The sequence below is a fragment of the Gordonia sp. NPDC003425 genome (genome assembly GCF_053588635.1).
Genome location: NZ_JBSFQI010000004.1, coordinates 147,918 through 161,049, shown reverse-complemented (window position 1 = coordinate 161,049; position 13,132 = coordinate 147,918). Strand labels below are relative to the sequence as shown.

Annotated in this window: 10 protein-coding genes; 5 read left to right on the top strand and 5 right to left on the bottom strand. The window is 67.4% G+C overall.

Annotated elements, in window-relative coordinates; all coding sequences use genetic code 11:
• Positions 1-95: 95 nt before the first annotated feature.
• Complete coding sequence (locus ACWDTD_RS07050) at positions 96-1,637, bottom strand: acyl-CoA synthetase (protein WP_449746370.1); 1,542 nt, start codon at positions 1,635-1,637, stop codon at positions 96-98.
• A gap of 184 nt (positions 1,638-1,821) precedes the next feature.
• Here ACWDTD_RS07050 and ACWDTD_RS07045 point away from each other — a divergent pair, with 184 nt between their 5' ends.
• The gene (locus ACWDTD_RS07045) at positions 1,822-3,036 is read left to right on the top strand and encodes a lipase family protein (RefSeq protein WP_449746369.1); all 1,215 of its coding nucleotides are present in this window, start codon (positions 1,822-1,824) and stop codon (positions 3,034-3,036) included.
• Between the two features lie 32 nt (positions 3,037-3,068).
• Positions 3,069-4,784: a CocE/NonD family hydrolase gene (locus ACWDTD_RS07040; RefSeq protein ID WP_449746368.1), complete on the top strand. Its 1,716-nt coding sequence runs from the start codon at positions 3,069-3,071 to the stop codon at positions 4,782-4,784.
• 6 nt (positions 4,785-4,790) lie between these two features.
• Here the strand turns inward: ACWDTD_RS07040 and ACWDTD_RS07035 are convergent, their stop codons facing one another.
• On the bottom strand, positions 4,791-5,348 hold the full coding sequence (locus tag ACWDTD_RS07035) for a TetR/AcrR family transcriptional regulator (protein WP_449746367.1): 558 nt from the start codon (positions 5,346-5,348) through the stop codon (positions 4,791-4,793).
• A gap of 92 nt (positions 5,349-5,440) precedes the next feature.
• On the opposite strand from ACWDTD_RS07035, the gene ACWDTD_RS07030 reads away from it, so the two are divergent.
• Positions 5,441-6,292 carry an alpha/beta hydrolase gene (locus tag ACWDTD_RS07030; RefSeq protein WP_449746366.1) on the top strand — a complete coding sequence of 284 codons (852 nt, stop codon included), beginning with the start codon at positions 5,441-5,443 and terminating at the stop codon, positions 6,290-6,292.
• 20 nt (positions 6,293-6,312) lie between these two features.
• Here the strand turns inward: ACWDTD_RS07030 and ACWDTD_RS07025 are convergent, their stop codons facing one another.
• The 3 genes from ACWDTD_RS07025 to ACWDTD_RS07015 are packed head-to-tail and all read right to left on the bottom strand — an operon-like array spanning position 6,313 to position 10,252.
• Complete coding sequence (locus tag ACWDTD_RS07025) at positions 6,313-6,825, bottom strand: nitroreductase/quinone reductase family protein (protein ID WP_449746365.1); 513 nt, start codon at positions 6,823-6,825, stop codon at positions 6,313-6,315.
• Position 6,826: 1 nt separating this feature from the next.
• Positions 6,827-7,402, bottom strand: coding sequence for a helix-turn-helix domain-containing protein (locus tag ACWDTD_RS07020; RefSeq protein ID WP_449746364.1), 576 nt, complete (start codon positions 7,400-7,402; stop codon positions 6,827-6,829).
• 15 nt (positions 7,403-7,417) lie between these two features.
• On the bottom strand, positions 7,418-10,252 hold the full coding sequence (locus ACWDTD_RS07015; protein WP_449746363.1) for an aconitate hydratase: 2,835 nt from the start codon (positions 10,250-10,252) through the stop codon (positions 7,418-7,420).
• A gap of 396 nt (positions 10,253-10,648) precedes the next feature.
• On the opposite strand from ACWDTD_RS07015, the gene ACWDTD_RS07010 reads away from it, so the two are divergent.
• Positions 10,649-11,194 carry an Rv1476 family membrane protein gene (locus ACWDTD_RS07010; RefSeq protein WP_449746362.1) on the top strand — a complete coding sequence of 182 codons (546 nt, stop codon included), beginning with the start codon at positions 10,649-10,651 and terminating at the stop codon, positions 11,192-11,194.
• A gap of 332 nt (positions 11,195-11,526) precedes the next feature.
• Positions 11,527-13,053: an NlpC/P60 family protein gene (locus tag ACWDTD_RS07005; RefSeq protein WP_449746361.1), complete on the top strand. Its 1,527-nt coding sequence runs from the start codon at positions 11,527-11,529 to the stop codon at positions 13,051-13,053.
• Positions 13,054-13,132: the final 79 nt, after the last annotated feature.

The window sequence follows — 13,132 nt, the reverse complement described above, 5'->3', positions numbered from 1 at the left end:
GCTTGTCATATTCGCCGAGACGGGGTTCACACGTCATCGTGTAAGTCCACGATCTCGCGGGAGCTATTTGTGCAAATGCACAGGAGAGCGTCGGGTCAGCCGACGAGGTACCGCTTGCGCAACTCGCCTTTGACAAGTTTGCCGGTGGGGGTGCGGGGTAGGTCGTCGACGAAGTCGACGGATCGGGGCACCTTGAACGGGGCCAACGACGCAGCGGTGAAGTCGAGGAGGTCGGCAGCGAGTTGATCCGAGGCGGCATGGGCGGGATCGAGCTGCACGCAGGCCTTGGCGACCTCCCCCAGGTCGTCGTCGGGAACCCCGATCACCGCCACGTCGTACACCGCGGGATGGCCGATCATCACGTTCTCGGCCTCCTGTGGATAGATGTTGACGCCGCCGGAGATGATCATGAACGCCTTGCGGTCGGTGAGGTAGAGGAAACCGTCATCATCGACATAACCCATGTCGCCGGTGGTCGCCCACGCGGCGTGGTCGGGGTGGTAGGCGGCGGCCGTCTTCACCGGATCATTGTGGTAGGCGAACGCCGGGACATCGCGTTCGAAGTACACCAAACCCACCTCACCGGTGGGCACTTCGGTACCGGTGTCGTCGCAGATGCGGATCACGCCCATGCCGGCGCGACCCACCGAACCGGGATGCGTGAGGGCGTCATCGGGCCCGATGAACGTGGCGCCCGCGGCTTCGGTGGAGGCGTAGTACTCGTGGATCACCGGGCCCCACCACTCGATCATCGCCCGCTTCACCTCGGCCGGGCACGGCGCGGCCGCGTGGATGGCCACCTGCAGACTCGACACGTCGTACTTGGCGCGGACGTGGTCGGGCAACTTGAGCATCCGGATGAACATGGTGGGCACCCACTGACTGTGGGTGACGCCGTAGCGCTCGATCAGTGCGAGTGCCTCTTCGGCATCGAAGTGGTCCATGAAGACCACCGTGCCGCCGGTGGAGTTCGTGACGCCGCAGAACCTCAGTGGCGCAGCGTGATAGAGCGGCGCCGGGGAGAGGTAGACACTTTCTGGGCCGAAGCCGTACATCGGCCCGAAGATGGCGGTGTAGGCATCGGGGATCTCGTCGATCCGGCCCTGCGGGAGTGGTGTCCGGATCCCCTTGGGGCGACCGGTGGTTCCGGACGAGTAGAGCATGTCGGTGCCACGCGGCTCGTCGCCGCGCGGTGTGTCCGAAGCTGTGGCGAGGATCGTCTCAAAGTCGTCGAAACCGTCGATCCGTCCGCCCCAGGCGATGCGGTGGCCGGGGCGGGCCAGGGCCGCGATGTCGCCGGAGGTGGCCACCGCGTCGGCCACGTCGGCGCCGGCGAAGAGCACGTCGGCGCCGCTGTCGAGGAGGATGTAGTCGGTCTCGGCCGCCGTCAGGTGGTGGTTGATCACGGTGATGTAGAGGCCGCTGCGCAGCGCCGCCCAATACACCTCGAACATGTGCAGGGTGTTGGTCGACACCATCGCCACGGTGTCGCCGGGGCGCAGGCCCACCGCATCAAGATGATTGGCCAGGCGCCGAGAGTTCTCGTCGAGTTGCCGGTAGGTGAGCAAGTCCCCGGTCGTCGCGCGGATGACGGCGGGCTTGTCGGGGGTGATTGCGGCGATCACTCCTGGGAACACGGGTCCTCCTCGGCGACGACGGTGTGGCGCCGATGCTATCCCGAGCGAACACTCGGGAAAGTGTGTTTGACCACACCGGACCGCTCGGAAGCCCGGTTCGGCGCGCGCCAGGTCATTCGCCGTGCTTAGGGTCTCGGGACACCCGTGGTCGCCGTCGGGGCGCGACCGGGGGAGGGAGACAAGCATGTCGGGTCCAAACAGTGTCCATCGCGTGTTCGCCGGGAGGCGGAAGCGCTTTCTGGCGGCGTGCGCCGGCGTCGTCGCGGTGGGGGCGTCGGTTCTGCTCGCGCCCGGGGCCGACGCCGCACCGGCGGATCCGGGGGCCGTGGTGTCGGTGGCAGCCCTGTCGCCGCGGGTCTGGACGATTCCGGGTGCCGATGTGGCACAACAGAAGCGGATCGTCTACCGCACCGTCGGCCCCGGTGGACGGCCGGGACTCTCGAGTGGCGCGATATTCCTGCCCACCACACCCGCGCCGCGGGGCGGCTACCCGGTGCTCTCCTGGGCGCACGGCACCGTCGGAATCGGAAACCAGTGTGCACCAACGATTCACGGTCCGGTGTATCGCGAGCGCGACAACGCCTACCTGTCGCACTGGCTGCGCCTCGGATACGCGGTGGTCGCCAGCGACTACTACGGACTCGGCACCTACGGCGTCGACGGCACCGGCCATCATCCCTATGGTGACGCCCACACCCCGGGTTTCAATGTCATCGACATGGTGCGTGCGGCACATTCGCTGATGCCGGAGACCATCTCGACGCGCTGGGCCGCGATCGGGCAGTCGCAGGGTGGTCAGGCGTCGGTCGCCGCCGCGTCGGAGGCTCAGCGGTATGCGCCGGACTTGCGGTTCGTCGGCTCGGTGTCGACGGGGCTCACCGGCTACTTCGACCGCCTGGCACCGCTGCTGATCCAGCTTGCGCCGAAGGCGTCGCTGCCCGTCCCGATCGAGGACGCGACGGCGTATGTGGTGTTCACCCTGGCCGGTGTCGATGCCGCCCATCCCGAACTCGATCTGGGCCAGTACCTCAGTCCGAGCGGCAAGCGACTGCTCGCCGAGGCCACCACCACCTGCGACGACGAGCTGAACACACAACTCGCGCACGTACAGATCTCGTCGCTGTTCGCCAAGCCGATCAGTGATCCGCGCGTCCAGCAGGCCTTCGCCGACATGCAGCGGATTCCCACCTCCGGATTCACCCGGCCCCTGTTCATCGGCGAGGGATACTTCGACGACACCGCGGTGTACCCGGTGACCGCCTCGCTGGTCAACGACATGCGGGCCTCGGGCGCCACGGTCGAGTTCCGGGGATATCCCAGCGGGCACGACGGCACCATGGCGGCCTCGCTACCGGATTCGACCCCGTTCCTGGCGGCCCGCTTCCGGGCAGTCGGGTGAGGCGGCGGCTTCTGACGGTCACCGTCGCCTGCGTGTTGGCGTTCGCCGCCGGTCTGGTCCAACCCGGCGCACCGGCCTCCGCAACGACCGAGAATGTGCGATGGGCGCCGGGCGCGCACTGGGAGCAGAGATACATCGACGCGCCCGGTGGAGTCACCCTCCACGCCGACGTGCTGCGGCCGGCGCACTTGTCGCTGACCGCCAAGACGCCGGTGATCCTCAGCGTTGGACCGTATTTCAACCACTCCGGGTCCGGGGGCGTGTTCGGCGCGCTGGACGGTTTCGAGTACAACCCCGTATCCCCGGCTGGACCCAACTCGCGGTTCGCCGATCTGGTGACCGGCGGGCAGCTGATGGAGCGGGGCTACACCTTCGTCATGGTCGACCTACGTGGGTTCGGTGCCAGCACCGGCTGTCTGGACTACTACGGTCCGGGGGAGAAGGCCGACGTACGCACCGCGATCACCTGGGCCGCCACGCAACCGTGGTCGACGGGCGCAGTGGGGATGTACGGAAAGTCCTATGACGGAGGCGCCGGCGTGGTCGGTGCAGCACTGGCGCCCAGGGGTTTACGAGCGGTGGTTGCCGGAGAGCCGATCTACGACGGGTACCGCTACCTGTATCAGAACGGAGTTCGGTACCTGAACTCGTGGTACATGTCCTCGTGGTACAACCAGATCGCCTCGGCACCCGGTTCGCTCGGCGACGACCCCCGCTACTCGCGCGCGGCGACATTCGAGGCCGCACACCCGCAGTGCCTCACCGACAACGCGCGCTCCCAGGTGTTCAACACCGATCATCGGTCTGCATACTGGCGTGCCAGGGATTCCGCCGGCGCCGCCCATGATTCGTCCGTGCCGCTGTTCGTGACACAGGGACTCATCGAGAACAACACCTGGCCTGACGGGCTTTCGGAGACCATCGCCGGCAGGCGCGCTTCCACGCGGGCATGGCTGGGAATGTGGGATCACGTGCGCGGCAATGAGATCGACGAGAAGTCCGGACGCCTCGCCATGGGAAGAGCCGGTTGGTTCGACGAGGTCATGCGATGGTTCGACAAGTACCTCAAGGGAATCGACACTCCGGCCGACCCTGCGGTGGTCGTCGAGGACAACACGGGGCACTGGCGTGAACAGGCGTCCTGGCCGACGCCGACGTCGGCGTCGACGGTGGCACTGCCCACCGGCAGCTACCTCGACTCCGGAACGGCCATCGGTTCCTACGGCACCCAGAAGCCGACGATCAAGGCGCTCGTCGTGCTCGACCGCAACCCCGGACTGTGGCGGATCAGCCGACCGGTGCGGACGCCCGTGCGGATATCGGGTGTCCCGCACGTCACCGCCCGGACGACGGTGTCGGGTGCGGGCCCGCGCACGGCGCAGATGGTGGTGGACCTCTACGACATCCCTCCCGCCGGATCGGCGACGCGAATCACTCGTGCCGCAACGGTTCTGCCGGCGGGTTCGAGGACGACACACCTCGACCTGCTACCCACCGACTGGCTGCTGGCGCCCGGACACCGACTCGGCGTCCGGGTGGTGAACACGAACTCCGAGCTTTACCTGCCGTCGGGCAGTGGCGCCACGGTGCAGGTCACCGGCGGGACGGTGTCGGTACCGCTCGATGGCCACTCCCGGGCGGCGGCGCGCGGTGACCGCTCGGTCTACCTCGACACCTACGAGTCGGGCGCCGGAAGTTATGACCTGCCGGTGCGGGTCGGTCCCGGTTCTTTCACCGTCGACGACTGAGTGGGGTCAGTCCAGTCCCACCGCACGCCGGGCAGTCGACCGGAACGTCGAGACCACGCCGTCACCGTCGAGGTAGGTGCCCACCAGGGTGGCATCGCGCAGCAGTACCAGGGCGCCCGCGGCCTGCTGCGGGTCGGGCACCTGCGCGGCGGTACACACCTCGGTCAGCGCCGCCCGGAACCAGGCCCGGTGGCGCGCCACCACCTGGCGCACCGGACCGTCGGCGTCGGGATACTCGGCGGCGGCGTTGATGAACGGGCAGCCGCGGGTGTGATACCGGGTGGCGTCGAGCGCGATGCCGTCGATCACGGCGACGAGCAGGTCATGGGGGGACCCGCCGGACTGCCCGGCGGCGTCGAGCAGTCCGCGGATCGCGGCGTCCTCGCCGTCGAGATAGGCGACGACGAGCGCCTCCTTCCCGGCGAAGTGCCGGTACATCGTGGCACGGGTGACGCCGGCCTCGGCCAGGATACGGTCGACGCCGACGCTGTGGATTCCCTCCGTGTAGAACAGGCGCGTCGCGGTGTCGAGCAGTCGTCCGCGCGCAGAGCCGGTGTCCGCCATCCCCTCATCCTCGTTCCCGTACCGACATGTCTTGACCATCGAGTGTCTCATCCGCGATGATAGACAGAACGTTCGTTCTACCAGGAGTGCCGATGCCAACCACCATCACCGAGCGCGAAGCCGCCGAGATCTCCGCTGCCAACTCGTCCGGTCGCCGCCCCGTCGTCTTCGTCCACGGTCTGTGGCTGCTCGCCGACAGCTGGGACAAATGGCGAAAGTTCTTCGAGGATCGCGGATTTGCCACCGTGGCAGTCGACTGGCCGGGAGATCAGGCAACATACGCGCTCGCACACGCTCATCCGGAGACATTGGCCGGAACGTCGGTCGCCGACGTCGCCGACCATGTCGCCGAGGTGGTTGCGCAACTCGACACCGAGCCCGTCCTCATCGGACACAGTTTCGGTGGATTGCTGGTCCAGATGGTTGCGGGCAGGGGTGTCGCGGCGGCAACGGTGTCGATCGACCCCGCACCCAGTCAGGGCGTGCTGCCGCTACCGCTGTCCACTCTCAAGGCCTCGTTCCCGGTGCTCGGGCATCCGGGTGCCTATCGCGGGATGGTGACCCTCACGTTCGAGCAGTTCCGGTACGGCTTTGCCAACGCCGTCGACGAGGCGCAGGCGCGCGAGCTGTATGCGACCTACCACACGCCCGGCCCGGGCCGTCCGCTCTATCAGGCGGCCGGCGCCAACGTCAATCCGTGGGCAAAGACCAAGGTGGACAAGAAGAATCCCGACCGCGGGCCGATGCTGCTGATCACCGGTGAGAACGACCACATCGCACCGGCAGTGCTGGCCCGGGCCGCGTACGGCAAGCAACGGAAGAACACGGCCACCACAGAACTGGTGGAGATCCCGGGCGCGGGACACTCGCTGGTGATCGACGACCAGTGGGAACTGGTGGCCCAGACGTCCGCCGATTTCCTTGCCCGCGAAGGAATTGCATAGGCCGCCGGGTGTGGGCGGGGTCAGCGATCGCCGTGCGTGGGATCGAGCCATTCGATCAGGAACACCGGATAGTCGGCTGACACCGCCTCGAACTCCGCGATCGTCCCGCGACGATCGACCGGTATGTGCGGCCGGGCTCCGGGCACCTGCTCCAGGTAGGCCTTCAGGAGCGGTGGCCGCTCGTCCACCGGGACCTCCGCCAGGTGAACCCGACGCCTACCGCGCCGTTCGATGATCGCGTTGCCGTTGTTCGCGCGGACATTGCGCACCCAGTTGCAGTCGTTGCCCAGCATGGCGCCGAGATAGCGCCGACCATCGACCCGCGCCATGCCGAGCGGGAAGCGGGTGGGCCGACCGCTACGCCGGCCGGGCACCTCGAGCGTCACCCAGCGCCGGCCCGGCGCCAGGCCGCGCGCAAATGCCCACGCCCACAACCGCGCGAACCGGCGGGCAGTGGCGTCGCCCCGGCCGCCGACATACATCCGGCGCACCCGGCGTGCGTTGAGTTCGGCCAGGCTGCGGCCGCCGATCATGTCAGCGCACCGCCCGTGGCGAACGGACCGAGGCCTCCACCAGATCGAGCACGGCCTCCAGATCATCGGTGGGCCTGCCGGACGCGAGCCGCGTGATCAGACCGTCGAGAACCAGGTCCAGATAATCGAGCAGCACCCCGGTCGGCACGTCGTCGCGGAGCCGCCCGGTTTTGCGCCCACGCTCGAGCCGGTCGAGGGTGGCCTTCTCCAACTCGGCCGAATGTGCGAGCCATGCAGTCCGGAAACTGGGGTCGGTCCGGAGCTTGCGGGCGATCTCCAGCCGCGTCCCGAGCCAGTCGAAATCCTGCGGGCGCTCGAGGACATCACGCATCACCTGCACGAGGCCTTCCTCGGCGGCGACGTCGGCCATGCGCTCGGCGTCCTCTTGCGCCAGCGCGAGGAACAACGCCTCCTTGTCCCGGAAGTGATGGAAGATCGCGCCGCGTGACAGTCCCGTCGACTCCTCGATGCGTTTGACGGTGGCGCCGTCGTAGCCGTACTCCGCGAAGCAGTGCCGCGCGCCGTCGAGAATCTCCCGACGACGCGCGGCAATGCGGTCATCGCTGACCTTGGGCACTCTCGGTGGCCCCGATCAGCTCTTGATCATGTTTCGCAGCACGTACTGCAGGATGCCTCCGTTGCGGTAGTAATCGGCCTCACCGGGGGTGTCGATGCGCACCTTGGCGTCGAACTCGATGGCCGAGCCGTCCTCCTTGGTGGCGGTGACGTGAACCGTCGCCGGGGTGGTGCCCGAGTTCAGCTCCTCGATGCCGGTGATGTCGAAGACCTCGGTGCCGTCGAGGCCGAGCGACTTGTGCGACTCGCCCTCGGGGAACTGCAGCGGGATCACACCCATGCCGATGAGGTTCGAGCGGTGGATGCGCTCGAAACTCTCGGTGATGACGGCCTTGACGCCCAGCAGGCTGGTGCCCTTGGCCGCCCAGTCACGCGACGACCCGGTGCCGTACTCCTTGCCGCCGAGCACCACCAGCGGGGTGCCCGCCTTCGCGTAGTTCTGCGCCGCGTCGTAGATGAACGACTCCGGTGCGCCCTCCTGGGTGAAGTCGCGGGTATATCCGCCGGTCTGCTCCACCAGTTGGTTCTGCAGGCGGATGTTGCCGAAGGTGGACCGGATCATCACCTCGTGGTTGCCGCGTCGGGCACCCAGCGAGTTGTAGTCCTTGCGGGCCACACCGTGCGCGTCGAGGTACTGCGCGGCCGGGGTGCCGGGCTTGATGGTCGAGGCGGGGGAGATGTGGTCGGTGGTGACCGAGTCGCCCAGCTTGGCCAGCACCCGGGCGCCGGTGATGTCGGCGACCGGCGCGGGCTCGGGCTGCATGCCCTCGAAGTACGGGGGCTTGCGCACGTAGGTCGATTCGTCGTCCCACTCGAACGTCTTGCCGTCCGGGGTGGGCAGGCCGCGCCACCGCTCGTCGCCCTTGAAGACGTCGGCATAGTCCTCGGCGTACTGCTCGGCAGAGATCGAGGACGCGATGGTGTCGGCGATCTCCTCACCCGACGGCCAGATGTCCTTGAGGAAAACGTCGTTGCCGTCGGAATCCTGGCCCAGCGGGTCGTTCTCGAAGTCGAAGTCCATCGTGCCCGCGAGCGCGTAGGCGATGACCAGCGGCGGTGAGGCCAGATAGTTCATCTTCACGTCGGGGTTGATGCGACCCTCGAAGTTGCGGTTGCCCGACAGCACCGCGGTGGCGGTGAGGTCGTGGTCGTTGATCGCCTTGGAGATCTCCTCGGGCAGCGGACCCGAGTTGCCGATACAGGTGGTGCAGCCGTAGCCGACGAGGAAGAAGCCGAGCTTCTCCAGGTACGGCCAGAGGCCGGCCTTGTCGTAGTAGCCGGTGACGACCTGCGATCCCGGGGCCATCGACGTCTTGACCCACGGCTTGGAGGTGAGGCCCTTCTCCACCGCCTTCTTGGCGAGCAGACCCGCACCCAGCATGACCGACGGGTTGGAGGTGTTGGTGCAACTCGTGATCGACGCGATCGTCACGATGCCGTGGTCGAGGATCATCGTGCCGCGTTCGGCCGACTCCACCTTGACCGGCTTGGACGGACGGCCCTCGGCGCCCTTGGAGGCGTTGTGGGCCGGCTCGGAGCCCTCGTCGGCGAAGGACAGGCTCGCCGCCCCGGGCGAGGTGGCCGGTGCGTCAGATGCCGGGAAGCTCTCCTCATTGGCTTCGTCGACGCCGTTGAGTGTGGGCGTGTTGCCCTCTTCGACGTAGTTGTGGATGTCCTTGCGGAACGCGTTCTTCGCGTCCCACAGTTCGATGCGGTCCTGCGGGCGCTTGGGTCCGGCGATCGAGGGCACCACGGTCGACAGGTCGAGTTCCATGTACTCCGAGTACGCGGCTTCGGTGGCGTCCTTCTCGAGCCACATGCCCTGTTCCTTGGCGTACGCCTCGACGAGTGCGAGGGTCTCCGGGCTGCGGCCGGTCAGCTTGAGGTAGCTGATGGTCTCGCCGTCGATCGGGAAGATCGCGCAGGTGGAACCGAACTCCGGGCTCATGTTGCCGATGGTGGCGCGGTTGGCCAGCGGAACCTCGGCGACGCCATTGCCGTAGAACTCGACGAACTTGCCGACCACGCCGTGCTTGCGCAGCATGTCGGTGATGGTGAGCACCACGTCGGTGGCGGTCACCCCGGGCTTGGTGGCACCGGTCAGCTTGAAGCCCACCACGCGGGGGATCAGCATCGACACGGGCTGGCCGAGCATCGCGGCCTCGGCCTCGATGCCGCCGACACCCCAGCCGAGCACGCCAAGCCCGTTCTCCATCGTGGTGTGCGAATCGGTGCCGATGCAGGTGTCCGGGTAGGCGACCTCGGTACCGGTCTCATCGGCGCGGACCATGACCGAACGGGCGAGGTGCTCGATGTTGACCTGGTGCACGATGCCGGTGCCCGGCGGGACGACACGGAAGTCGTCGAAGGCGCCCTGTCCCCAGCGCAGGAACTTGTAGCGCTCTTCGTTGCGCTGGTATTCGATCTCGACGTTGCGTTCGAAGGCCTGCGCGTTGCCGAACGCCTCGATGATCACCGAGTGGTCGATGACCATCTCGGCGGGGGCGAGGGGATTGACCTTGTCGGGGTCACCGCCGAGTTCGGCGACCGCGTCGCGCATGGTGGCGAGGTCGACGACGCAGGGCACACCGGTGAAGTCCTGCATGATGACGCGTGCAGGGGTGAACTGGATCTCGATGCTCGGCTCCGCGCTCGGGTCCCAGTTGGCGATGGCCTCGATGTGTTCTTTGGTGACGTTGGCGCCGTCCTCGGTGCGCAGCAGGTTCTCGGCGAGGACCTTCAGCGCGTAGGGGAGCTTCTCGGTGCCCTCGACGGCGCTGAGCCGGTAGATCTCGTACGACTTGTCGCCGACCTCGAGGGTTCCCTTGGCGCCAAAGGAATTGATACTCACGTCTAATCCACTCTCCTCTAGAGCCGGCGGGCTGCGCCGGCATCGCTGGTCGTCCCGCGGTGACCCGCCAGGACGCTGCTGGGCACGTCGCCGAACGCCCGCTCGTCGACTCTGACCATCGCCCGACGGGCTGCGCCGGGCATTTCGCGTTGCTGCCAATCCACCTTAACAGTACGTCCGTACTGTTAACAAGGGGCCTCGCGCGGCGTGGCGGCTTCACGACAGTCACCAACCATTCTGTCCCACCCCGTCGGTCGAGGTTTGTCCGGACCGTCGGAGAGAGTGACATTTAATGACCGCGAAACCTGTGCGACGACACGCGGGGGGCGGTCGACGCCAATGCGTCATCGTTCGGCAGGATGGGGGCGGTCGCGAGAGAGAAAGTGGGATCGAGTCATGAGTCCTGACCCTGCCGGGTTGCCGGCCGTGATCCCCGACAACGTCGACATGGCCGAGTTGCGCAAGGAGTTGCTCGCCGATCACGTCGCCGCCCCCGCCGATCAGGTGGACGCGCTGCGCGAGGTGGTCGCGCACGCGAAGTCGGAGGGTTACGACGTCAACTTCGTCGTCCTCACCGAGACGCAGCCGAAGTTCACCTACTACCGCGACATCGCCACCCAACTGCAGTCCGAGGTCGGCGGCACGGTGATCGTGCTCGCCCCCAATTCGGTGGGCAGTGCCTCGCCGGACTTCAGTCGTGTGGTCCAGGAGCAGGCGACCGACAATCTCACCCTCACCAATCCGCCTCTGGCCGCCCAGCAGATGCTCGACCAGATGACCGCACCACAGGTGGATTGGACGCTGGTGGCGGTGGTGCTCATCGTCGTGACCGTGATCGGGGCGGTCCTCGCGCGGCTGCGCACGCTCCGTGCCCGCGAGCGCGCCGGAGCCGACCAGGTCGCAGAACCGGTCACCGAGCCGGAAGCCACCCACTCGGCCTGAGCGCCGTTACACCCCGCGCAGCTGCGTGCCGGGCACAGTCGCGTCGAGTCGCGCTGGTTGTTGCCAATTCGATATCTCGACGGCGGCCGGGTTCTTTGGCCAGTTCACGGCATTTTCGCAGGTAATCACGTTGATGTAATTCGTTGCCACTGTTTTCCGATGAGTCGGATGTGACGTACGGTTCTCATGTCACTTGTGGTGCAAAGGATGCTCTGTGCTTCACATGTGGCGTGTGGTGCGCGGGTGATAGGGGAAGCGTGCACCGCCCATCTCGGATCTGGATGTGCGTCGGCAACCCGCACATCCGTGGCACAGGGCGAGGGAGTTCACACGTGAGTCGAGTGACCACCGGAGCGGCCCGCGGCAGGTCGCGGTTCGCGCGTCTGGGCGCCGCGGTGGCGGTGGCCCTGCTCGGCGCGATGGGGGCCGGACACGCTGCGGCCGCGCCGGCATCGAAGGCCCCGCAGCCGGGCTCGCCGGTCTCTGCACTGATCAACCAGATCGCCACCGCGAATCAGAACATCAAAGATCTCGACAGCGCTGTCGCCGTGCGACAGGAGAACGTCAACCGGGCCATCGCCGATTACCAGAACGCACTGGCCGCCCAACGCCTGGCGTCGGTCGCCGCGCAGGGTGCGCAGACCTCGCTGGCCAAGGCGAATCGGGAAACCACCTCCGCTCAGCGCACCTTCGACGCCTTCATCCGGTCGGCGTACCGCAACGGCACCGCGGTGGGATCGATGACCAACTACGTGTCCTCCGACAACCCGCAAGGCGTGCTGGAACGGGTATCGGCGCTCGACCGCATGGCCCGCAAACAGCGTGAGACCATTCATCGACTGCAGGTCGCCCGCAATCAACAGGCCAACCGGGTGGCCGCGTTGCAGGCGATGCAGCGGCAGGCCGCCCTGGCCACCTCCGGTGCCGCCTCGCGCAAGGACGATGCCCTGGCCGCCGTCGCCGCCGCACGGAGCGCCATGGCCAACGAACAGCAGCGGCGCGTGGCGCTGGTGACACAGCGCGACACGGTGCAGGCCCGGCTCGACAAACTGCGCGGCACCGTCGCACCGAAGAAGGTCGACGCCCCCTCCACCACCCCTGATCTGCTGTCCAACCTGTTCCCCAACCTGCCCGGGATTCCCGGTGCCACTCCGGCCGCGCCCGGAGCGACCCCCGTGGAGGGCGGCGACAACCCGGCACTGCAGGTGGCGGCCGAGGCCGCGGCGCGACTGGCGATGGATGTCGGTCAGCAACTGCTGGCCGGGGTCGTGGGCCAGGCGCAGATCCCGCATTCGGAGTTGCTCGACGAACTCGGCATCGGGGGATCGACCCTGGGTTCGGGTGCCGACAATCTCAGCAGCAGGATCGGCGGCGGAAGCCTCGGCACCCTGTTCGGCAGCTCGTCGGGTCCCGGCGTGGTCCGGCCCGGACTTCGTGGTCCGCAAGCCGTCGAGATCGTGGTCAACCGTGCGCTGGCACAGCTCAACGTGCCCTACGCGTGGGGCGGCGGCGACGCCAACGGGCCGACCCAGGGAATCCGCGACGGCGGCGTGGCCGACAGCTACGGCGACTACAACAAGATCGGTTTCGACTGTTCGGGCCTGATGGTCTACGCGTTCGCCGGTGTGGGGATCCAATTGCCGCACTACACCGGCTACCAGTACACGTCGGGGCCGCAGGTCCCGCTCTCGCAGATGCAGCGCGGCGACATGATCTTCTACGGCCCCAACGCCAGCGAGCACGTCGCCCTCTACCTCGGCGACAACAAGATGGTGGAGGCGCCGCAGTCCGGCGACGTGGTGAAGGTGTCGCCGTTGCGCACCGCCGGCGCCATGCCGAATGTCGTGCGTCTGCTCTGAGCACGGTCACCTTCTTGGCGCCGTTTCAGGCGGCCCGGCTACGCTGGCACCCAATGCGTCGCGGTTGTCCGCCGCGTGT

What these genes read in the sequence shown, in the direction of transcription:
- ACWDTD_RS07010 (WP_449746362.1), top strand. Translation starts at nt 10,649, where the DNA reads ATGAGTCCTGACCCTGCCGGGTTGCCGGCCGTGATCCCCGACAACGTC.
- ACWDTD_RS07035 (WP_449746367.1), bottom strand. Translation starts at nt 5,348, where the DNA reads ATGGCGGACACCGGCTCTGCGCGCGGACGACTGCTCGACACCGCGACG.
- ACWDTD_RS07045 (WP_449746369.1), top strand. Translation starts at nt 1,822, where the DNA reads ATGTCGGGTCCAAACAGTGTCCATCGCGTGTTCGCCGGGAGGCGGAAG.
- ACWDTD_RS07025 (WP_449746365.1), bottom strand. Translation starts at nt 6,825, where the DNA reads ATGATCGGCGGCCGCAGCCTGGCCGAACTCAACGCACGCCGGGTGCGC.
- ACWDTD_RS07030 (WP_449746366.1), top strand. Translation starts at nt 5,441, where the DNA reads ATGCCAACCACCATCACCGAGCGCGAAGCCGCCGAGATCTCCGCTGCC.